Genomic DNA, 20,858 nt, shown 5'->3' on the forward strand with positions numbered 1-20,858 from the left:
CGGGTCGGCCACCAGAGTGCGACTCGTAACCCTCGTGGTCGACTAGCGGATACCGGGGATCACCCCGGGTCGGGAGCAGGTTGTGACCACAGGGGCAGCGCGCCAGCAACACACGACGACCTCGCACGAGACGCGACACTCGCACGCATCTCACCGCCACGACGACACCGGGGAGTTGCTGCGCACGTACGTGCTCGACACCTCTGTGCTGCTGTCGGACCCGCGGGCGTTCTTCCGCTTCGCGGAGCACAACGTCGTCATTCCCGTCGTCGTCGTCTCGGAGCTCGAGGGTAAGCGGCACGATCCCGAGATCGGCTATTTCGCGCGGCAGGCCCTGCGCCACCTCGACGAACTGCGCGTCGAGCACGGACGGCTCGACTTCCCCGTGCCGGTGGGACAGGGTGGCACCCTGCGTGTCGAGCTGAACAACACGGACCAGACCGTGCTGCCCTCGGGCCTGCGCCTCTCCGACAACGACACCCGCATCCTCGCGGTCGCGATGAACCTCGCCCAGGACGGTCAGGAGGTCACCGTCGTCTCGAAGGACCTGCCGATGCGCGTCAAGGCGGCATCGCTGGGCATCCAGGCCGAGGAGTACCTCGCCGAGCAGGCCGTGGATTCCGGGTGGACGGGCATCGCGACCCTCGACCTCTCGGGAGACGAGCTGAGCGACCTCTACGAGAGCGAGGTCGGTGCGCACGAGAACGTGGCGGGCCTGCCGGTGAACACGGGCCTCATCATCCATTCCGAGCGCGGGTCGGCTCTCGCGCGGGTCACGGGGGAGGGCGAGTTCCGGCTCGTGCGCGGCGACCGCGAGGCCTTCGGCCTCCACGGTCGCTCCGCAGAGCAGCGGATCGCGATCGATCTGCTCCTCGACCCGGAGGTGGGCATCGTCTCGCTCGGAGGGCGTGCCGGCACGGGCAAGTCGGCGCTCGCGCTGTGCGCCGCGCTCGAATCGGTGCTCGAGAGGCAGCAGCAGCGCAAGATCATCGTCTTCCGCCCGCTGTTCGCCGTCGGCGGTCAGGAGCTGGGCTACCTGCCCGGCGATCAGGCCGAGAAGATGAACCCGTGGGGCCAGGCGGTGTTCGACACCCTCGGATCGGTCGTCTCACCCAACGTGCTCGAGGAGGTGCTCGAGCGGGGCATGCTGGAGGTCCTTCCTCTGACGCACATCCGCGGGCGCTCGCTGCACGACGCGTTCGTGATCGTCGACGAGGCGCAGTCGCTCGAGCGAAATGTGCTGCTGACGGTACTCAGCCGGATCGGTCAGAACTCCCGCGTCGTGCTCACCCACGACGTCGGACAGCGGGACAACTTGCGTGTCGGTCGGCACGACGGGGTCGCATCGGTCATCGAGACGTTGAAGGGCCATGGGCTCTTCGGGCATGTGACTCTGCAGCGCTCCGAGCGTTCGGCGATCGCCGCACTTGTGACCGACCTGCTGGAGGCCGGCGAGCTGGCCTGAGCCGCCCCGAAGCGGGGGGGAGCGCTGCTCCGCCCCCGCTTCGGCGTTCAGAGGGCATTCATGCGCAGGAATGAGAGAACTCTCATGCCATTTATCGGCATCTTCTCATGCCCGTTTGTCATTCTGTACATGCAAACTTCCATAGGCGCCCGCTCCGGCGGGTCAGGAATCCGCTTCCGGTCTCCCCAGTCCGGCCGGCGGATCCGAGAAAACCAATCCCGCCCCCTCCCAATCCGGCGGGATTGTCCCCCGAGGCCCGATCCCCCAGTACGAGGCCTCGCCCAGCCCCCGGTGTCCCCCAGCACCGGGGGCTTCTCGTATCCGCCGGCGTCGGCTGTGTGCGCCGTGCTCCCACGGCGACCTGCGTCTCTGCGCCGTCCGGCGCGACGACTCACTCCCAGCGGTACCCCGCGCCGCGCACGGTCGCGATGCGCTCGGGCCCGAACTTCGCGCGCAGGTAACGCACGTAGACATCGACCACGTTGGATCCCGGATCGAAATCGAGTCCCCACACGCGGCTCAGCAGCTGCTCGCGGCTGAGGACCTGTCCGGGATGCCGCAGAAACTGCTCGGCGAGAGCGAACTCGCGCGCGGACAGGTCGAGCTCCTTGCCGTCCACCCGCGCGCGCCGCGTGAGGGGATCGAGACTGATGTCGCCGTAGACGACGCCGATGCTGCCGGTGCTGACGTTCTCCCGCAGGCGCGAGCGCACGCGGGCGAGCAGCTCGTCGAATTTGAACGGCTTGGCCACGTAGTCGTTGGCCCCGGCATCCAGCCCCTGCACCGTGTCACGGGTGCTGCTGCGGGCCGTGAGCATGACCACGGGCACCGTCGAGCCCTGACCGCGCAGGTGGCGCAGCACTTCGAAGCCGTCCATGCCGGGAAGCCCGACATCGAGCAGGACGAGGTCGATGTCGCCGCTGAGAGCGAGTTCGAGCGCATCGTCGCCGTTGCCGACGATCGTCGTGGTGTACCCGGCGGACTCGAGCCCGCGGCTCACGAATGCCGTGATCCGCGGTTCGTCGTCCGCGATGAGGATGTGCGTCATCCCGTCGCCTCTCTCTGCAACACCACGTCGCCGGCGCGGACGGGTGAGGGAAGCGTCTCGGCCCCCGCCTGTGAGACAGGCAGGTGGATCGTGAATGTCGCCCCTCCCCCAGGAGTGTCGGTGACGACGCACGTTCCCTGATGCGCTTTGGCGATCGCGTCCACGATCGCCAACCCCAGACCCGATCCTCCCACGGTCCGGTGGTCGGCGCGTGCGAATCGATGGAAGATGCGTCGCCGCGCGGCGGGCGGGATGCCGGGACCGTGGTCGCGCACCCACAGCCGTGCCGTCGTGATGTCCAGATCGCTGCCGATCTCGATCGGCGCGCCCTGAGGCGTGTACTTGGCCGCGTTGTCGGCGAGTTGCAGCCACGCCTGCAGCAGTCGGTCCTCGTCGCCCTCGATCACGCCCCGCGCCGCGTGCACGACCTGCCACGGGTGGCCCGGGATCGCGCCGACGAGATCGCCCACGCGCAGGGTCAGATCGCCCACCTCGACGAGCGAGATGTCGAACTGGTCCGCTTCGGCGGACGAAAGCAGGTCGATGTCCTCCACGAGCCGGGTCATGCGATCGAGCTCGGCGATGCCGATGTCTCGGGTGCCGGCGACGTCGGCCGGGTTCTCGACGTCCATCATCTCGAGGTGGCCGCGCACGATGGTGATGGGGGTCTTCAGTTCGTGCCGCACGTCATCGAGCAGCTGGCGCTGACTGTCGATCGACCCCTCGAGTCGGTCGAGCATGGAGTTGACCGTGCGGCTGAGATCGGCCAGGTCGTCGTTGCCGTCGGTCGGCAGGCGCGCCCGCAGATCGGTCGGCGTGATGGCGTTGGCGGTCTCCCGCATGCGCTGGATGGGCGAGAGGATGCGGCCGGTGACGAACCAGCCGACGACGCCCATCGCGCCCAGAGTGACCAATGCCGCTCCCGTGAAGGTGACGAGGGATGCTGTCACCGGGGCGAGTTCGGCGGTGGCGTCGATGGCGCGGATGTAGACGCCCTGGCGGTCGTCACCGCTCACGGGGACGGGCACCGCGATGTAGCGGACGGTGCCCGGCACGGCGGCGGCGTCCGTGATCTGTGCGCTCTCGGGATCGGCGGCAGCCTCGACCGCGGCGGCGATGAAGTCCTCGTCCGCCGCCAGCTGCGCGCTGAGGTCGTTCGCCGCGCGATAGGCGACGACACCGTCGATCACACCGATGGAGGCCTCGTGGGGTCCGGTGATCAGGCGTTGGACCGCGGCGCGCAGGAACTCCGAGACGTCGGCGAACTCATCCGCGGGCGTGCGCACGGCGTTGCCGGGGCCCTCGTCCGTGCCCTCGACGACCACCCGCAGCTCGGCCACCTGGCTGAGCGCATCGATCTGGCTCAGCAGGCGATCGTCGATCTCCTGGACCGTGCGGTCGCGCTGGGCGAGAAAGGTCACGCCCCCGACGATGGCGAAGCCGAGTGCCGCGACGGCGAGGATCGCGCCGAGGATCAGCACCCTCGCCGGGATCGTCCGTCGCCCGCGCACGCTCATGCGCTCATTATCCGGCCTCGACACCCCGCCGCGCGCCGGGGGCGCCCATCTCAGCCGGCGTGGGTCATCGAGAGCAGGTCGAGCTTCTCGTCGAGCTGCTCGGCCGTGATCTCGCCCCGTTCGAGGTAGCCGAGGTCGATGACCGCCTCGCGCACCGTGATGCCCTGAGCGACGGAGTGCTTGGCGATCTTCGCCGCGGCCTCATATCCGATCAGCTTGTTCAGCGGGGTCACGATCGAGGGGGACATGCCGGCGAACGCCGCGGCGCGCTCGAGGTTGGCCTCGAGGCCTCGGATGGTCTTGTCGGCGAGCACACGGACGGTGTTGGCGAGCAGTCGGATCGACTCCAGCAGCGCCGTGCCCATCACCGGGATCGCCACGTTGAGCTCGAACGAGCCCGACGCCCCCGACCATGCGATCGTGGCGTCGTTGCCGATGACCCGGGCGCACACCATGAGGGTCGCCTCGGGCACCACGGGGTTGACCTTGCCCGGCATGATCGACGAACCCGGCTGCAGATCGGGGATGTGCAGCTCGCCGAGGCCCGTGTTGGGGCCCGAACCCATCCAGCGGAGGTCGTTGTTGATCTTCGTCAGCGACACGGCGATGGTCCGGAGCGCCCCGGAAGCCTCGACGAGTCCGTCGCGGTTCGCCTGCGCCTCGAAGTGGTCCTTGGCTTCGGTGATCGGCAGCTCGGTCTCTGCCACCAGCAACTCGAGCACTTTCTGCGGAAAGCCGAGGGGAGTGTTGATCCCGGTACCCACCGCGGTGCCGCCGAGCGGTACCTCCGCCACGCGGGGCAGCACCGCCTGCACGCGCTCGATGCCGAGCCGCATCTGGCGGGCGTACCCGCCGAACTCCTGGCCGAGGGTGACGGGCGTCGCATCCATCAGGTGAGTGCGGCCGGATTTGACGGCGCCCTTCCAGAGCTCTGCCTTCTCCTCGAGAGCGACCGCCAGGTGATCGAGCGCGGGGATCAGATCGTCGATGAGCTCCTGCGTCACGGCGATGTGCACGGATGTCGGGAAGACGTCGTTCGAGGACTGCGAAGCGTTGACGTGGTCGTTGGGGTGCACCGGCGCGCCGAGGCGCTGCGTCGCGAGCGCCGACAGCACTTCGTTCATGTTCATGTTCGACGACGTGCCGCTGCCGGTCTGATAGACATCGATCGGGAACTGGTCGGTGTGCCGGCCCTCGATGACCTCGTCGGCTGCCGAGGCGATCGCGTCGGCGATCGCGCCGTCGAGGGTGCCGAGCTGCTTGTTGGCGAGCGCCGCAGCCTTCTTGATACGGGCGAGGGCGACGATCTGCGCCGGATCGAGGCTGTCGCCCGAGATGGGGAAGTTCTCCACCGCGCGCTGGGTCTGCGCGCCGTAGAGCGCCGAGGCGGGCACGCGCACCTCGCCCATGGTGTCGTGCTCGATGCGGTATTCGGTATCCGTCACGTCTTCGTTCCCTCCGGATTCATGGTTCAGGCGGTCGCGTCCGTCGCGAGGCCCAGGATCACGTCGGGCACGGCCGTGCCCTCGCTGAGTCGATAGTTGGCGCCGACGATCGCGAGCGTGCCGGCGGCCACGGCGTCGCTGATCAGCTCGGACGAATGCAGCAGTTCGGCGACGGTGTCGCGCAGGTGCTCGCGCCCCACGTGCTCGGGGTCGACCTCGGTCGCCACCCCGCCCTCGGCCACGAGTTCGCGCTGCACGCGGCGCACGGCGGGAACGATCGGCGCGATGAGTCGCCAGATGTGCGCCGGAAGCGCGGGGGAGTCGGCAGCCGTGCTCTCGATCGCGGCGCGCACGGCGCCGCACGCGTCGTGACCGAGCACGACGATGAGCGGCACGCCGAGCACGGCGACGGCGTATTCGAGGCTGCCCACGACCGAGTCGGAGATGACCTGGCCGGCGTTGCGCACCACGAACAGATCGCCGAGCCCCTCGTCGAAGATGATCTCGGCGGCCAGGCGCGAGTCGGAGCATCCGAACAGGGCCGCCCGGGGGGCCTGGGCGGCGGCCAGCTCGTGCCGCCGGTCGACATCCTGGCGCGGGTGGCGCGGCTCGCCCGCGACGAAGCGGGCGTTGCCCTCCTGCATCTCGGTCCAGACTGCGAGGGGGGTGGGGGCTGTCACGGTGTAGCGCTCCTCAGCTCGGCGACACGGGGGGCGATGATCTCGGCGATCTCGCCGACGGTGTCGGCGGAACCGGAGCCCGAGACCAGGACGTAGTCGGCGCCCGCCTGCGTGCCCAGCGCGTAGGAGATGTTGCCGGCCGCGTCGGCGTCGGCGGGCTCGAAGACCTGCCAGACGATGCCCGCGATCGTCGCGCTGCCGGAGGGGGCGGTGCCGCGCAACTCGCTGCGCGCCCACGCCTCATCGGCATCGAAGGCCTGCGAGAACCGCACGAAGCTGGTGTCATCGGGCACGTATACGATCGTCCATGCCGTCGATCCATCGGCCTCGGCGGCGACGGCCGCGGAGTTGACGCGCCACGCGTCGGGCACGGCGGGATCGATGACCGCCCGGTCGTACGTCTCGGCGACATCTGCCGCGACGGGAGCGGTGTCGATGCTCTCGCGCGCGGGCAGCTCACCACGGGGCACACCGAAGACGACGACGAGCACCACGAGGAGCGTGGCGATGAGCGCCGCGATGAGATTGCGGAACGTCTGGCTGGAGCGGTAGACCCGCGAGGACTCCGCCTTGCGTGCCGCCGTCTCGTCGGGAGTCTCGGGGCGACCGAGCTCAGCGACGACCCGTTGGCCGGCCATCAGGAATCCTCCGCCGCGGGAGCGTCGGTGCTGGCGCGGGCGGCGTCGAGTCTGCGCTTGGCGCCCACGAGCCACTCCTCGCAGTGCCGGGCGAGCGCCTCGCCGCGCTCCCACAGACCGAGCGATTCTTCGAGACTGGGCGAGCCCTGCTCGAGCCGGACGATGACCTGCTGCAGTTCGTTGCGCGCCTGCTCGAACGAGAGCTCGGCAAGGGGGGCCTGCTCGGTCATGGTCACCATCCTATTCGGGGCATCGGACACCTCAGCGGCGCTCACTCGCCGCGCTCGCCGTGGGAGGTCGCGGCGAAGCTCCCGCGGGCGACCGTGACGATCGCCTCGGCGCCCTCGGGCGCCTGTCGGGCATCGCGCACCACCTCGCCGGCGATCTGCACGATCGCGTAGCCGCGATCGAGGGTGTGCTGGGGGCTGAGGGCGCGCAGCGAGGCTCGCAGCTGTGCGATCTCGGCGTGACCTCGAGTGAGGGCGCGATCGGCGCTCGCGCGGCCGCGCGCGAGCGCCTGGTCGACCCATGCGGCGCGATCCTGGATCAGGCTCTCGGGCGCGCGCAGGGCGGGTCGCGAGCGCAGCTGGGCGAGATGGACCTGCTCGTGCTGCAGCCTCTGCGAGAGACGGGTGGTCAGGCGCGCTCGCGCCTGGCGCACGAGCGCGAGCTGCTCGGCCACGTCGGGGACGACCCGCTTGGCGGCGTCGGTCGGGGTGGATGCCCGCAGGTCGGCCACGTCGTCGAGCAGGGGCCGGTCGGCCTCGTGGCCGATCGCGCTGACGATCGGGGTGGATGCCGCGGCCACGGCGCGCAGCATCCGCTCGTCGCTGAAGCCGAGCAGATCCTGAAAATCGCCGCCGCCCCGCGCGATGACGATGACATCGACCTCGGGGTCCTCGTCGAGCGTGCGGAGCGCTGCGAGCACCGAGGGAACACACTGGTCGCCCTGCACGACGGCGTGCACGACCCGGAAGCGGACATGCGGCCAGCGCAGCTCGGCGTTTCGCAGCACGTCTTTCTCGGCGTCGGTGTTCTTGCCTGTGATCAGGCCCACGGTGTGGGGCAGGAAGGGGAGCCGACGCTTGCGGCCGGGATCCAGCAACCCCTCGGCGCGCAGCCGGGATCGCAGGCGCTCGAGGCTCTCGAGCAGGTCGCCCAGCCCGACGTGCTTGGCCGAGGACACGACGTACGACAGGTCGCCGCTCTTGAGTCGGTATTCGGGTTTGGCGCACACGACGATGCGATCGCCCGCCTTGATGTCCTTGGGGATGCGGTCGCGCACCCGCGACCAGATCGTGAGGGAGATGACGGCGTCGCCGTCGATGTCGCGCAGCCGCGCGAAGGTGCCGACGGCGCGCACGTTCCACTCGGTCACCTCGCCCTCGATCCACGGGGAGCCGAGTTTGGCGACGTAGTCGCGCACCACCGTCCCGAGCGCCGCGACCGAGCAGGGGCGGTCGGGGGAGGAGTCCCGCGGATGGACCTGGCCACCCGCCGGGGCGAACGCGGGACGCGCGGCGGTATCGACCATCGGCGTTCCTCTCGGAGAGGGCGCAGGATCGCGCCCGTAGAATCGAGGGGTGACTACCCCCACCGTGCGTATGCCCATGCCCCGCGTTCCGGGGCGATCCGGGCGCCTTCAGGATATCCCGGTGCAGGGACGCAAGCGGGTGCTGCTGGCCGCTCCCCGCGGATACTGCGCGGGGGTGGACCGCGCCGTCGTGGCTGTGGAGAAGGCGCTGGAGCGTTACGGAGCGCCGGTGTACGTGCGCAAGCAGATCGTGCACAACATCCACGTCGTCACCGAGCTCGAGGCGCGCGGCGCGATCTTCGTCGACGAGGTCGACGAGGTGCCCGAGGGTGCGCATGTGGTCTTCAGCGCTCACGGGGTGTCGCCGGCCGTTGTCTCGGCCGCCGCCGACAGGGGACTGCAGGCGATCGATGCGACCTGCCCGCTCGTGACCAAGGTGCACCGCGAGGCCGTGCGGTTCGCACGCGACGACTACGAGATCCTGCTCATCGGCCACGAGGGGCACGAAGAGGTCGAGGGCACGGCTGGCGAGGCGCCCGAGCACGTCACCGTCGTCAACTCACCCGATCACGCCGACATCGTCGAGGTGCGTGATCCCGACAAGGTCGTGTGGCTGTCGCAGACCACGCTGTCGGTCGACGAGACCATGGAGACCGTGCGGCGGCTACGCGTGCGTTTTCCGCAGCTGCAGGATCCGCCCTCGGATGACATCTGCTACGCGACGCAGAACCGTCAGGTCGCGATCAAGAAGGTCGCCGTCGGGGCCGACCTCGTGATCGTCGTGGGATCGGCCAACTCCTCCAACAGCGTGCGCCTGGTCGAAGTCGCCCTCGAACACGGTGCGAGGGCCGCCTACCGCGTGGACTACGCCGACGAGGTCAAGCAGGAATGGCTCGAGGGTGTCGAGACCGTCGGCGTCACCAGCGGCGCGTCGGTGCCGGAGGTGCTCGTGCAGGAGGTGCTCGCCGACCTCGCCGGCGCCGGCTACCGCGACATCGAAGAGGTGCGCACCGCCGAGGAGGACCTCATGTTCTCGCTGCCCAAAGAACTGCGTCAGGACACCCAGGATCGCCGGGGCGGCCGCACTGCCGCGGAGCGGAGTCGCTCGTGAGCGAGGGCGAGACGCCCCGCCCGCGCCCCCAGTTCGGCGAGTACGCGAGCCCCGAGGAGCAGCGCGCCCGCATCCAGCAGCCCGACGCGACGTGGGCTCTGGAGACCGGACAGTCCCTCGACGACCCGGCCACTCCGCCCGCCCCGCCCACGTCCGCACCGGCACCGGTGCAGACACCGGCGGCGACAGCATCCCCCCGCCCGCGCCGCGTCGACCGGATCGCGACCTTCGCCCTGCTCGGGTACGGGCTCTTCACCGTGCTCACCTCGATCCCGTCGCTGGCGGACTATTCCGGCTATGTCGACACGCTGCTGGGCGTCATGGGCGTCGAAGCCGAGTACAGCGTCCCGGCCGGAGCGCAGATCTGGGGCGTCGCCGCCGCGCTCGTGCTGGGTCTGGGCTGGATCGCCACCGCGGCGCTGTCGTGGACGAATCTGCGGCGCGGCCGCCTGACCTGGTGGATCCCGCTGACGGCGGGCGTGGTGTTCAATCTGATCGCCGGCGGCCTCATGCTCGTGCCCATCATGAGCGATCCCGCGCTGTGGAACGCGCTGATGGCGGGCGTGACGGGCTGATCGCCCTACGATGAGCGGATGCCTCGTCTCCTCGCCGTCTGCGCCGTGCATCAGCTGCTCCCCGACGCGGGAACGGCGGGGGTGACCGGGATCGACAAGCGTCCGATCGAGGGTGCGGTCCTCATCGGCCCATACGGCGTGCGCGGCGACGTGCAGGTCAATCGCAGACATCACGGCGGATTCGACAAGGCCCTCTACGCGTACGCGCAGGAGGACGCCGACTTCTGGGCCCGGGAGCTGGATCGCGAGATCGCGCCGGGCGCGTTCGGTGAGAACCTGCGCGTGGAGGGGCTCGATGTCAACGCGGCGCTCGTGGGCGAGCGGTGGCGCATCGGCGATCGTGTCGAAGTCGAGGTCACGATGCCGCGCACGCCGTGCGCCACCTTCTCGCGCTGGATCGGCGGCGCCGACGAGCGCGGCTGGGTCAAGCGGTTCGCGGCCGAGCGCCGACTCGGACCCTACCTGCGCGTCATCCGCGGGGGATCCGTGTGCGCCGGAGACGAGATCGTCGTGATCGATCGCCCGGAGGGTGCACCGGGCGTGCTCGACGGGTTCCGCGCGCCCTGACCGGGAGCGCACGAGAGAAGCCCCGACCCGAAGGCCGAGGCTTCTCTCTGCGTGGTCCGGTGCGCGGGTGAGCGCGTGCGGTCAGCTCTGCGACTTGCCAGCCGAGCCCAGCTGCTGCGTCGCCTGCACGACGCGGGCGGCCATCGCGGTCTCGGCGATCTTGCCCCAGGCGCGCGGGTCGTACGCCCTCTTGTTGCCGACCTCGCCGTCGACCTTGAGCACGCCGTCGTAGTTCTGGAACATGAACCCGGCCACCGCGCGCGTGAACGCGTACTGCGTGTCGGTGTCGATGTTCATCTTGATCACGCCGTTCGCGACCGCGAGGGCGATCTCCTCGTCGGTCGAGCCGCTGCCGCCGTGGAAGACGAGGTCGAGCGGCTTGGGGCCGGTGCCGAAGCGTGCGGCGATGCCCTCCTGGATCTCGCCGAGCAGCTCGGGGCGCAGCTTGACGTTGCCCGGCTTGTAGACGCCGTGCACGTTGCCGAAGGTGAGCGCCGAAATGTATCGACCGTTCTCGCCCAGGCCCAGCGCCTCGACGGCGGCCGTCACATCGGCGACGGTCGTGTAGAGGGCCTCGTTCGAGCCCTCGTGCTTGACGCCGTCCTCTTCGCCGCCGACGACGCCGATCTCGACCTCGAGGATCGCATTGATGTTCTTCAGACGCGGCAGCAGCTCCTTGGCGATCTCGATGTTCTCATCGAGCGGCACGGCCGATCCGTCCCACATGTGGGACTGGAAGATGGGGTTGCCGCCGTCGGCGACGACCTTCTCGGACTCGGCGATCAGCGGCAGCACGAAGTCCTCGAGCGCGGGCTTCGGGCAGTGGTCGGTGTGCAGTGCGACCGTGACGGGGTAGCTCTTCGCGACCTCGTGCACGAACTTCGCGAACGCCAGCGCACCGGTCGCACGGCCCTTGACCGTGTGGCCGGCGAAGTAGTCGGCACCACCGGTCGTGACCTGGATGATGCCGTCCGATCCCGCCTCGGTGAGGCCCTGGAGGATGGCGTTGACGCTCTGCGAGCTCGAGGCGTTGAACGCGGGGTAGGCGAAGCCGCCGGCCTTCGCGCGGTCCAGCATGTCGGCGTACTGCTCGGGGGTGGCGACGGGCATGTCGGCTCCTTCGGGATCGGATCGTGACCGACGTTCAGCCTAGCGAAGCCCCCGGGGCGGACGGGGAGTGGGCCTGGATGCTGTCCTGATAAGAATCGCGATTCCTTCGCATCCGCTGAGCCGAAATTCTCCTGTGCGCGCGGGTGGGCGTCGCTAGGCTGGCGACATGGTGAGCATCACGGGCGATATGAGCCCCCTCCACCCCGACCGCAACCTCGCTCTGGAGCTCGTGCGTGCCACGGAGGCGGCATCCATTCGCGCCGTACCGTTCATCGGACGCGGCGACAAGCTCGCCGCGGACGCCGCCGCCGTCGACGCGATGCGCGCGTTCTTCACGACCGTCAACTTCGACGGCGTCATCGTCATCGGCGAGGGCGAGAAGGATGAGGCGCCGATGCTGTTCAACGGAGAGAAGGTCGGCAACGGCCGAGGGCCGCAGTGCGACGTCGCCGTCGACCCGATCGATGGCACCTCGCTGACGGCGGCGGGTCGGCAGAACGCGCTCTCGGTGATCGCGGTGTCGGATCGTGACACGATGCTCGACGCGTCGTCGGTGTTCTACATGGACAAGCTCGTCACCGGCCCGGCGGGCGTGGGCGTCGTCGATATCCGTCTGCCCGTCGGAGAGAACATCCGACGGCTCGCGAAGGCGCTCGGCAAGCCGGTCGACGAGATCGTCGTGTCGGTGCTCAACCGCCCGCGGCACGAGCAGCTCATCGCCGACATCCGTGCGGCGGGAGCGGGCACGCGCCTGATGTCCGACGGCGACGTCGCGGGCGGAATCAACGCCGCGCGCCACAACGCCCGCACCGACATGTGCGTGGGCATCGGCGGCAGCCCCGAGGGCATCGTCACGGCGTGTGCGATCAAGGCGCTCGGCGGGCACATCCAGGGCCGCCTCTGGCCGCGCGACGACGCGGAGAAGCAGAAGGGCGCCGATGCGGGGCTGCGCACCGACGGTCACGTCTACGAGGCCGACGAGCTGGTCAAGGGCAACAACACGATCTTCGTGGCGACCGGCGTCACCGACGGCCAGCTCGTGGCCGGCGTGCGTCGCGAGGGCGACTTCATCTACAGCGAGAGCGTCGTGCTGCGCGGCCGGTCGGGCACGCTGCGGCGCATCACGTCGGAGCACCTGACCTCGAAGTGGCTGTGACGCGGAGCATCTGCGACCCGATCGTTACCTGACGAACGGCGGCCGGTCTGCGACAATGGATGCTGCCAGTCAGCGTCGACGGTGACCCCAGCACAGCAGACACAGGACGGTTTCGCATGAGCACCAGCACTGCGCAAGAACCGAGGACCGGCGCGATCGCGGTCGTCGCCGATGCCGTCGATCCCGCACGCCGCTCGGACGTGCTCCTTCGCGTGCGGCGCGAAGAGGGGCACGAGATCAGCGTGTGGTGGATGGTCGGCGCCTTCGTCGCGGTCTCGGGCACGGTCGTCGCCCTCATGAGCCTCATCCCCGGCGGCGGGGCCTGATCAGTCGTCCGCCGCGATCCGGTCCCTGAGGTCGCCGACGTCGGCGCTCGCGACGAACTCGGAGCTCGTCAGGGGTCGGGTGCGCTCGGTGAGGGGAACGGCCTCCGGAAGCAGCTGGGTCTCGTCGATGCCGGGGAACTGGCGTGCGGTGACGAGGACGCGCGACTCCAGTGAGCCGGCGAATCGGTTGTAGCTCTCGACGGTGCGCTCGATCGACCGACGCAGGGCCTCGGCATGTCCCGCGAGCGAACCCAGCCGCTGGTAGAGCGTCGAGCCGAGGTCGAACAGCCGGCGGGCCTCGACGGAGACGTCCTGCTGCGTCCAGGCGAACGCCACGGTCTTGAGGACGGCCCAGAGGTTGACGGGCGACGCGAGGGCCACCCGGCGCGTGAAGGCGTAGTCGAGCAGGGCCGGATCCTCATCGAGTGCCGTCGCCAGCAGGGACTCGTTGGGGATGAAGCAGATGACGAACTCGGGCGCCCCCTCGATGCCTGTCCAGTACGCCTTCTTCGCCAGGGCGTCGATGTGCACGCGCACCGCGCGCACGTGGCGCTGCAGCAGGGCGGTTCGGCGCTCGGCCTCGTCGCCCGACGCGGTCACCGGGATCGCGGTGGCCTCGAGGTAGGCGTCGAGGGGAACCTTGGCGTCGACGGGGATCGCGGCGTCACCCGGGAGGCGGATGATCATGTCGGGCCGTCCCGCGCCCTGATCGGTGGCGATGTGGGTCTGCAGGGTGAAATCGACGTGGCGTGTGAGGCCCGCCGATTCGACGACCCGGCGCAGGGCGGTCTCGCCCCACACCCCGCGCGTGCCGTTGGAGCGCAGCGCCCCGGCGAGCGACTCGGTCGTGCGCCTGAGCTGCTCGTCGGTCTCGAGCGACAGGCGGAGCTGTGCCGAGATCGCGCCGTACTGTGCGCCCCGTTCGCGCTCGAGGTCGGTGATCTGCCGCTGGACGCTCTGCAGCGTCTCGCGCACGGGGGAGAGCGCCTGCAGCACGGCCTGGTCGCGGCGCTCGCGTTCGGCCCGGTCGGCGTCGGCCGCGCGCTGGTGCGCGAGCTGCTCGCGCAGGCCCGCGACGAGTGACTCGGCGCCGCCCGCGCGGGCGCGCAGGGTGGCGAGCTCCGTCTGCGCGCGGCCGCCCCGTGCCAGCCAGCCCAGCAGCGCGCCGAGAACGAGGGCCGCGAGGGCCACGACGAGTGTCAGCGGTTCCATGCCCTCATGCTGTCAGCGACCTCGGACATCCCGGTGTCGGGCGCGCTGCCCCGGGGACGTCAGGCGACCCGCGCGACAGCCGCGGCTGCCTCGAGCCGCGACACCCGCACGCCCGCGGCAGCCGTGAGCGCCGCGAGGTCGTCGGCGCCGTGCCGCGCGCCGGCGTCGATGACGATGCGGGCGCAGGCCTCGGCATCCGCGGTGGCGTCGTGGTGGGCGAAGCCCGAGAAACCCGCCTCGGCGGCCACGAACGGCAGCCGGTATGACGCGAGGGCGTAGGTCTTGCGCGCGATCTGGAGCGAGCACGCGTATCGGTACGGCGGGCATTCGTCACCCGTCGCGGCGCTCGCGCGGCGCAGGACGTTCATGTCGAAGCCCGCATTGTGGGCGAGCAGCACATCGGCGCCGGCGAACGCGCAGAGGTCGCCCAGCTGCTCGGTCCAGCCCTTCGCGCGAACGACGTCGGCGGCGCGGATGCCGTGGATGCCGGTGTTGAACGGGGCGAATTCGTCGTGCCCCGCGGGCGGCCGGATCAGCCATCCCGCCCGGGCGACCACCCGACCGTCGCGCACCCGCACGAGTCCCACGGCACATGCGGATGCGGCGCTGGAGTTCGCCGTCTCGAAGTCGATGGCGGTGAAATCCAGGGGCACGACCCCACCCTCGCGGCGCGGGGCGGCAGCGGGGCGCAGGCGCGCCGTGCATCCGCGGGGTCGACCCCCGGCATCCGTCGCGCGTATCGCCCCGCGGGCCGGCCGGGGCATCCGCGCCTAGACTGAGTGCCCGTGGCTCTCACTATCGGCATCGTCGGCCTGCCCAACGTCGGCAAGTCCACCCTCTTCAACGCCCTGACCAAGAACAACGTGCTCGCGGCGAACTATCCGTTCGCGACGATCGAGCCCAATGTCGGCGTGGTGAACCTGCCCGATTCACGTCTGGCGAAGCTCGCCGAGGTGTTCGGCAGCGAGCGCATCCTGCCCGCGACGGTGTCGTTCGTCGACATCGCCGGCATCGTGCGCGGGGCGAGCGAGGGGGAGGGGCTGGGCAACCAGTTCCTCGCGAACATCCGCGAGGCCGAGGCGATCGCGCAGGTCGTGCGCGGCTTCACCGACGACGACGTCGTGCACGTCGACGGTGCGGTCAACCCGCAGAACGACCTCGAGACGATCAACGCCGAGCTCATGCTCGCCGACCTGCAGACCCTCGAGAAGGCGATCCCGCGCATCGAGAAAGAGGTCAAGACCAAGAAGACCGAACCCGCCGCCCTCGAGGCCGCCGTCGCGGCGAAGGACGCGCTCGAGCGCGGAGTGCTGCTGTCGGGGTCGGGCATCGACCTCGCGCCGATCCGGGAGCTGGGCCTGCTCACCGCCAAGCCCTACATCTACGTCTTCAACGTCGACGAGGCGGTGCTGACGGATGCTGCGCGCAAGGCCGAGCTCGAAGCACTCGTCGCGCCCGCCCAGGCCGTCTTCCTCGACGCCAAGATCGAGTCCGAGCTGATCGACCTCGACCCGGAGGACGCCGCCGAGCTGCTCGCGTCGACGGGGCAGGAGGAGTCGGGTCTCGACCAGCTCGCGCGCATCGGGTTCGACACCCTCGGACTTCAGACCTATCTCACCGCGGGGCCCAAGGAGTCGCGCGCGTGGACGATCGGCAAGGGCTGGAAGGCCCCGCAGGCGGCCGGGGTCATCCACACGGATTTCGAGAAGGGCTTCATCAAGGCGGAGGTCATCTCCTTCGGCGACCTGATCGCCGCCGGATCGGTGCTCGAAGCCCGCGCCAAGGGCAAGGCCCGCCTCGAGGGCAAGGACTACGTCATGCAGGACGGTGACGTGGTGGAGTTCCGGTTCAACGTGTAGCGCGGACAGCCGGCATGGGACGATCCTTTGACTCCACGGCTTCGGAAGATCGCACAGAAAGAGGAATCGAGCGTATGACGAGCATGCAGGTCTTCGAGCCCGAGGGGCGCGCCGTGCCCTACGCCGCAGAGGGGGAGGGTCCCGCGCTCGTCCTGATCGCGGACCGCGGACTGGCCGCAGAGTACCTCGAGCCGCTCGCGCACTCGGTCTCGCAGGAAGACTTCCGCGTCGTGCGGATCGGACTGCGCGAAGGCGCGATCGACGATCTCGCTCAGGATGTCGTCGACGTCATGGATCTCCTCGACATCGACGACGCGTGGGTGGGCGGACACGGCGCCGGCGGCTCGATCGCACGTCAGCTCTCCCTGGTGCATCACGCACGCGTCAACGGCGTGCTGCTGCTCGGCGTGGAGGCGCCCGAGGCCGCGCCACCGCTTGCGGAAGGGGTCCCCGTCCTCGTGATCCAGGGCACCGCGGACGATGTCACCCCGCCGGGCAACGGCGACGCGCTGCGGGCATCCGCGCCCGGCCTCGTCAGCGTCGTGCCGATCGAGGGCGGCGAGCACATGTTTCCCGCGACGCATGTCGGCGCGACATCCTGGGCCATCGAGGACTACCTCGACTGGGATTGAGCCCGACGGCGGCACACTGGCGTGCTACCGCCCTTGACGCTTCTTGAACGGCTTCGGCTGACCCTTCACGACCGGCGCGCGGCCCTTGCCCTTGGAGGCTTTCGCCTTGCCCCCGGTCGATGCCATGGGCTTCGAAGCGGTCGGGGGCGCCTCGGCGATGCGTCGCGCGGCCTCGTCCTGCAGCAGACGGCCCGCCGGCGTCAGCCTCCATCCCGACTTCTCGCGCGCGAACAGCGGCTGACCGACCTCGGTCTCGAGCTTGTCGATCGAGGAGTAGAGCGCGGCGAGCGGGATGCCGAGCTCGTCCGCCGCGCGCGGAACATGCAGATCGGCGTCGATCACGGCGATGAACCGCCGCAGCTGGGTGATCTTCACCGGGATCCTTCGTTCGATGGTGCCGCTCGGGGCGACCTCTCGATCATCTCAGGCGCGCGTCCTCACCAGCCGTTCGTGTTGAACCACTGCGCGCGGGCGTCGGCCTCGGCATCCGTCCGCGCTCCGGCGAAGGCGTCGTGAGTGGCGAGACGATCCCCACGGGTCAGGGGGACGAACTCCGTGCAGACAGGGCACAGCGCCCGGCCGTGCGGGAACCCGTCCGGCAGGAGCGCGGCCGGAGCGGCCGTACGCCGAGACCCTGCGCACCGCGGGGGGTCGGCTTCGCGGTCCGTCCACATCGCGCCCGTGCCGCGACGATTGTGCAACCCCGCGTGCCCGGGCGGCCGACTGCAGATCACGCCGTTGCGGCGGCTGAAGCACCAGGCTGCCCGGGCATCCATGGTGGGGGTGGTGATCAGGCGTGCTGGCCGGAGTGCTTGCCCTCGGCGATCTCCTCGATCACCTTGTCGTTGAAGGCCGGCAGGTCGTCCGGTGTGCGGCTCGTGACGAAGCCCTGGTCGACGACGACCTCCTGATCCACCCAGTCGGCGCCGGCGTTGCGCAGATCCGTCTTCAGGCTCGGGTAGCTGGTGAGCGTGCGACCCTTCACGACGTCCCCTTCGATGAGCGTCCACGCGGCGTGGCAGATCGCGGCGACCGGCTTGGACGCCTCGAAGAAGGCGCGTGCGAAGGCGACGGCCTTTTTGTCCATGCGCAGATGGTCGGCGTTGACGACGCCGCCGGGAAGCACGAGGGCGTCGTAGTCGGCGGCGTTCGCTGCGGCGGTCGTGAGGTCGACGGTCTGGGTGTGACCGTTCTTTCCCTCGATGGAGCCGGCCTCGGGGGCGATCAGCACGGCGGTGGCGCCGGCGCTGGTCACAGCATCCCAGGGGGAGGTCAGTTCGCTGTCTTCGTATCCGTCGGTCGCGACGAAGGCGACCTTCTTTCCACTCAGATCGTTCATGTCGTCGACGCTACGCCGGGCGCGGTGCGGGTGGCGGGGGCTTGACAGGCCGAGCCTTGCCTCACCCGCGTTGGGGCGTCGGAATCACGGTGGGGCGTGCTGCTCCGCGCCCCACCGTCGCGCCGACGCCCCACGGTGGGCCTGTTGGTCGCTGTCGGCCCTTGCGCCCCGCGTCGGGGCATCCATGTTCGGTCGCGCGTGCGGGCCGAGGGCGTGTCCCGATGGTTGTCGCCATGGAGCGGCCAGGCCGACAGAAAGTGGGACACCAGGAAGACCCCGGTGGGACATCGACTCGTGCGTGCGCGGCCCGGGCCGCGCGGAGAGGTGTCTACGATGGGGGCATGACTTCCACGCCCGAGAACACCCCGCTGCAGACCCTGCGTCCCGTCGCCGACGAGAAGAACCTTCTCACGACGACGGATGCTGCCGCGTCATGCTGCGGTGGAGGCTGCTGCTCGACCAGCTGACCCCGCCGCAGCACGCGGCGGTCAGTCCTCCGGGTCCTCCAGGCGGAACCCCACCTTGAGGGTGACCTGGAAGTGCAGGACCTGCTCCTCGTCGGCGTGACCGCGCACGGAGACGACCTCGAACCAGTCGATGTTCCGGATCGTCTTCGATGCGCGGGCGATGGCATTGCGGATCGCCGCATCCATGCCCTCCGGGGAGGAGCCGACGATCTCGCTGACGCTGTAGGTGTGTGTGCTCATGCGGGTGACGTTACGCCCGAATGGGCCGCGTCGACAGGCCGTTGACACGCACGGCGCGCGCCTCTAACCGGCCGGTCTCAGTGCACCATCGGCGGCCCGACCGAGTCGGCGGGCTTGCGGATGAAGAACGACAGTACGACCGTCGGCGTCGCGATGATTGCGGCGGGCAGGAACGCGACCTGGGTTCCCGCGGCCTCTCCCGAGACCTCGGTGCCGCCGCCGGCCACGACGCCCGCGGCGACGCCCGACATGACGGTGATGAGCAGGGCGATGCCGGCCGCCCCGGCCACCTGCTGCACGGTGGAGACGATGGCGCTGCCGTGCGAGTAGAACCGACGCTCGAGCGACCCGAGCGACGCCGTGAACAGGGGCGTGAATGACAGCGCCAGACCGATCGAGAGCAGAGTCTGCGCGACCGCGATCACCCAGATCGGGGTCGTGACGCCGAGCGTCGTGTAGAACCAGAGCAGGGCGCTGGCGATGATCGACCCGGGCACCAGGAGAAGACGCGGTCCGCGCTTGTCGTAGATACGGCCGATGACCGGTCCGAGCAGGCCCATGGCCAGGGCGCCCGGCAGCACCACGAGACCCGTCTCGAGGGCCGAGACGCCGAGCACGCGCTGCATGTACAGGGGCACGACCGTGATCGCGCCGAAGAACGCCATCGAGATCAGCAGGAACTGCACCACCGCCAGTGAGAAGTTGCCCGAGCGGAAAACCCGCAGATCGAGCAGGGCGTCGTCGCTCTTCTGCAAGCGCAGCTGACGCCAGACGAACATTGCCAGCGAGGCGACGCCGACCGAGAGCGCGACGATCAGCGCCACGGTCGAGGATGCGGATGCGGCCGCTGCGTCGGCTCCGCCGCCGTGACTGGCGGCTCCGCCGATCTGGCTGAGGCCGAAGACGACGCCGCCGAATCCGAGGGCCGAGAGGATCACCGAGAAGACATCCAGCGGGGCCTTCTTGACCTCGCCGACATTGACCATCCAGCGTGCGCCCGCGATCAGCGCGACGAGGGCGATCGGCAGGATCAGCCCGAAGATCCAGCGCCACCCCACGGTGTCGAGCAGCACGCCCGAGACGGTGGGGCCGATGGCGGGAGCGAGCGAGATGACGACGCTGACGCGGCCCATCATGCGCCCGCGGGTCTGCGGCGGAACGAGGTTCATGATCGTGGTCATCAGCAGCGGCATCATGATCGCCGTGCCCGACGCCTGCACGACGCGGGCGACGACGAGCATCTCGAATCCCGGAGAGAGGAACGCCAGGAGCGTTCCGAGCGAGAACAGCGACATGGCGAGCAGGAACGCCGTCCGTGTGGTGAGCCGCTGCAGCAGGAATCCGGTCGTGGGGATCACGACGGCCATCGTCAGCATGAAGGCGGTGGTCAGCCACTGGGCATCGAGCGCCGTGATGCCGAGGTCGGTGATGAGGTGGGGGATCGCCACGCCCATCGTCGTCTCGTTGAGGATCGCCACGAACGCCGCGCCGAGCAGCAGCCAGATCAGGCGGTTCTCGCGTGCGCCGAGCGTCGGGACGGATGCTGTCGCGGTGCCCTGCGTGGGGATGCTGTCGGTGCTCGTCGCTGACATCGGGGCGGCTCCTTGGTGCGGGGTGGGACGTCACACGGGCCGGGGTGCGGCGGGTGCGGGATCGAGGCGGCACAGACACTCCGCGACCTCGACGAGGCGTCACCCCACGGGGGCGAGCTTCAAGGGCAACTTCTTCGGCAAAGTCGTCGGCGACCCGTGGATCATGCCGGGTCTCTTCGTGCTCGATCGCACCCGCGGCGTTCGCTACCGCCACGAGTTCCGCCACCAGGGCGACCACCCGGTCTGGTCGAAGCTGGTGTCGATGATCTCACCGCCAACCGAACCGACCTGCCCCGCGATGGCGCTGGTGTGACAAACGGTGGCACAGGCATTCCTGCCTGTGTC

25 protein-coding genes are annotated in these 20,858 nt (G+C 69.9%); 10 read left to right on the plus strand and 15 right to left on the minus strand.

Going from position 1 to position 20,858, the window contains the following annotated elements; genetic code table 11:
• The first annotated feature begins 175 nt into the window (after positions 1–175).
• Positions 176–1,465: a PhoH family protein gene (locus DI573_RS01085; RefSeq protein WP_292809722.1), complete on the plus strand. Its 1,290-nt coding sequence runs from the start codon at positions 176–178 to the stop codon at positions 1,463–1,465.
• Positions 1,466–1,856: 391 nt separating this feature from the next.
• Here the strand turns inward: DI573_RS01085 and DI573_RS01090 are convergent, their stop codons facing one another.
• From DI573_RS01090 to xseA, 7 genes are read right to left on the minus strand one after another with little or no spacing between them, the layout of a single operon-like run.
• Positions 1,857–2,513, minus strand: a complete 657-nt coding sequence (locus DI573_RS01090) for a response regulator transcription factor (protein WP_292809723.1) — start codon at positions 2,511–2,513, stop codon at positions 1,857–1,859.
• Positions 2,510–4,030 (minus strand): HAMP domain-containing sensor histidine kinase, encoded by a 1,521-nt coding sequence (locus DI573_RS01095; protein WP_292809725.1) that lies wholly within the window; start codon positions 4,028–4,030, stop codon positions 2,510–2,512. Before DI573_RS01095 ends, DI573_RS01090 begins: the two co-directional genes overlap by 4 nt.
• Positions 4,031–4,080: 50 nt before the next feature.
• Positions 4,081–5,475 (minus strand): class II fumarate hydratase, encoded by a 1,395-nt coding sequence (locus DI573_RS01100; RefSeq protein ID WP_292809727.1) that lies wholly within the window; start codon positions 5,473–5,475, stop codon positions 4,081–4,083.
• A 26-nt stretch (positions 5,476–5,501) separates the two neighbouring features.
• On the minus strand, positions 5,502–6,119 hold the full coding sequence (locus tag DI573_RS01105) for a carbonic anhydrase (RefSeq protein WP_292809781.1): 618 nt from the start codon (positions 6,117–6,119) through the stop codon (positions 5,502–5,504).
• 32 nt (positions 6,120–6,151) lie between these two features.
• A complete protein-coding gene (locus DI573_RS01110) occupies positions 6,152–6,793 on the minus strand; it encodes a DUF4245 family protein (RefSeq protein WP_292809729.1) in 642 nt (213 codons plus the stop codon).
• Positions 6,793–7,023, minus strand: a complete 231-nt coding sequence (locus DI573_RS01115) for an exodeoxyribonuclease VII small subunit (protein WP_292809731.1) — start codon at positions 7,021–7,023, stop codon at positions 6,793–6,795. Before DI573_RS01115 ends, DI573_RS01110 begins: the two co-directional genes overlap by 1 nt.
• Before the next feature lie 41 nt (positions 7,024–7,064).
• The gene (xseA, locus tag DI573_RS01120) at positions 7,065–8,327 is read right to left on the minus strand and encodes an exodeoxyribonuclease VII large subunit (protein WP_292809733.1); all 1,263 of its coding nucleotides are present in this window, start codon (positions 8,325–8,327) and stop codon (positions 7,065–7,067) included.
• A gap of 76 nt (positions 8,328–8,403) precedes the next feature.
• On the opposite strand from xseA, the gene DI573_RS01125 reads away from it, so the two are divergent.
• From DI573_RS01125 to DI573_RS01135, 3 genes are read left to right on the plus strand one after another with little or no spacing between them, the layout of a single operon-like run.
• The gene (locus DI573_RS01125; protein ID WP_292809783.1) at positions 8,404–9,438 is read left to right on the plus strand and encodes a 4-hydroxy-3-methylbut-2-enyl diphosphate reductase; all 1,035 of its coding nucleotides are present in this window, start codon (positions 8,404–8,406) and stop codon (positions 9,436–9,438) included.
• Positions 9,435–10,013: a DUF6264 family protein gene (locus DI573_RS01130; protein WP_292809735.1), complete on the plus strand. Its 579-nt coding sequence runs from the start codon at positions 9,435–9,437 to the stop codon at positions 10,011–10,013. The genes DI573_RS01125 and DI573_RS01130 overlap by 4 nt, the downstream gene beginning before the upstream one ends.
• Positions 10,014–10,031: 18 nt before the next feature.
• Positions 10,032–10,580, plus strand: coding sequence for an MOSC domain-containing protein (locus DI573_RS01135; protein ID WP_292809737.1), 549 nt, complete (start codon positions 10,032–10,034; stop codon positions 10,578–10,580).
• An 81-nt stretch (positions 10,581–10,661) separates the two neighbouring features.
• Here DI573_RS01135 and fbaA read toward each other — a convergent pair whose 3' ends face one another.
• Positions 10,662–11,690: a class II fructose-bisphosphate aldolase gene (gene fbaA / locus DI573_RS01140; RefSeq protein ID WP_292809739.1), complete on the minus strand. Its 1,029-nt coding sequence runs from the start codon at positions 11,688–11,690 to the stop codon at positions 10,662–10,664.
• Between the two features lie 166 nt (positions 11,691–11,856).
• Between fbaA and glpX the strand changes: the two genes are divergently transcribed.
• On the plus strand, positions 11,857–12,846 hold the full coding sequence (gene glpX, locus DI573_RS01145) for a class II fructose-bisphosphatase (protein ID WP_292809741.1): 990 nt from the start codon (positions 11,857–11,859) through the stop codon (positions 12,844–12,846).
• 116 nt (positions 12,847–12,962) lie between these two features.
• Positions 12,963–13,172: a UDP-N-acetylmuramyl pentapeptide phosphotransferase gene (locus DI573_RS01150; RefSeq protein ID WP_292809743.1), complete on the plus strand. Its 210-nt coding sequence runs from the start codon at positions 12,963–12,965 to the stop codon at positions 13,170–13,172.
• Here the strand turns inward: DI573_RS01150 and DI573_RS01155 are convergent, their stop codons facing one another.
• Both DI573_RS01155 and DI573_RS01160 read right to left on the minus strand, forming a co-directional pair.
• On the minus strand, positions 13,173–14,384 hold the full coding sequence (locus tag DI573_RS01155; RefSeq protein ID WP_292809745.1) for a DNA recombination protein RmuC: 1,212 nt from the start codon (positions 14,382–14,384) through the stop codon (positions 13,173–13,175).
• A gap of 59 nt (positions 14,385–14,443) precedes the next feature.
• Complete coding sequence (locus DI573_RS01160) at positions 14,444–15,037, minus strand: exonuclease domain-containing protein (protein ID WP_292809747.1); 594 nt, start codon at positions 15,035–15,037, stop codon at positions 14,444–14,446.
• A 132-nt stretch (positions 15,038–15,169) separates the two neighbouring features.
• On the opposite strand from DI573_RS01160, the gene ychF reads away from it, so the two are divergent.
• The gene (gene ychF / locus DI573_RS01165; protein WP_292809749.1) at positions 15,170–16,243 is read left to right on the plus strand and encodes a redox-regulated ATPase YchF; all 1,074 of its coding nucleotides are present in this window, start codon (positions 15,170–15,172) and stop codon (positions 16,241–16,243) included.
• A 74-nt stretch (positions 16,244–16,317) separates the two neighbouring features.
• Positions 16,318–16,875 carry an alpha/beta fold hydrolase gene (locus DI573_RS01170; protein WP_292809751.1) on the plus strand — a complete coding sequence of 186 codons (558 nt, stop codon included), beginning with the start codon at positions 16,318–16,320 and terminating at the stop codon, positions 16,873–16,875.
• A gap of 24 nt (positions 16,876–16,899) precedes the next feature.
• Here the strand turns inward: DI573_RS01170 and DI573_RS01175 are convergent, their stop codons facing one another.
• The 3 genes from DI573_RS01175 to DI573_RS01185 all read right to left on the minus strand — a co-directional run bounded on the left by DI573_RS01175 (position 16,900) and on the right by DI573_RS01185 (position 18,214).
• Complete coding sequence (locus tag DI573_RS01175; RefSeq protein WP_292809753.1) at positions 16,900–17,250, minus strand: LysR family transcriptional regulator; 351 nt, start codon at positions 17,248–17,250, stop codon at positions 16,900–16,902.
• Positions 17,251–17,312: 62 nt separating this feature from the next.
• Positions 17,313–17,651, minus strand: coding sequence for a hypothetical protein (locus tag DI573_RS01180; RefSeq protein ID WP_292809755.1), 339 nt, complete (start codon positions 17,649–17,651; stop codon positions 17,313–17,315).
• A 14-nt stretch (positions 17,652–17,665) separates the two neighbouring features.
• Positions 17,666–18,214: a type 1 glutamine amidotransferase domain-containing protein gene (locus tag DI573_RS01185; protein ID WP_292809757.1), complete on the minus strand. Its 549-nt coding sequence runs from the start codon at positions 18,212–18,214 to the stop codon at positions 17,666–17,668.
• A 341-nt stretch (positions 18,215–18,555) separates the two neighbouring features.
• Between DI573_RS01185 and DI573_RS01190 the strand changes: the two genes are divergently transcribed.
• The gene (locus DI573_RS01190; protein ID WP_292809759.1) at positions 18,556–18,681 is read left to right on the plus strand and encodes a hypothetical protein; all 126 of its coding nucleotides are present in this window, start codon (positions 18,556–18,558) and stop codon (positions 18,679–18,681) included.
• Positions 18,682–18,702: 21 nt separating this feature from the next.
• Here DI573_RS01190 and DI573_RS01195 read toward each other — a convergent pair whose 3' ends face one another.
• Positions 18,703–18,921, minus strand: coding sequence for a dodecin (locus DI573_RS01195; protein ID WP_292809761.1), 219 nt, complete (start codon positions 18,919–18,921; stop codon positions 18,703–18,705).
• 77 nt (positions 18,922–18,998) lie between these two features.
• Positions 18,999–20,513: an MDR family MFS transporter gene (locus tag DI573_RS01200; RefSeq protein ID WP_292809763.1), complete on the minus strand. Its 1,515-nt coding sequence runs from the start codon at positions 20,511–20,513 to the stop codon at positions 18,999–19,001.
• Between the two features lie 22 nt (positions 20,514–20,535).
• Here DI573_RS01200 and DI573_RS01205 point away from each other — a divergent pair, with 22 nt between their 5' ends.
• Positions 20,536–20,826, plus strand: a complete 291-nt coding sequence (locus DI573_RS01205; RefSeq protein ID WP_292809765.1) for a hypothetical protein — start codon at positions 20,536–20,538, stop codon at positions 20,824–20,826.
• Positions 20,827–20,858 lie beyond the last annotated feature (32 nt).

Source organism: Microbacterium sp. (assembly GCF_003248605.1).
In the GTDB taxonomy this organism is placed as follows: domain Bacteria; phylum Actinomycetota; class Actinomycetes; order Actinomycetales; family Microbacteriaceae; genus Microbacterium.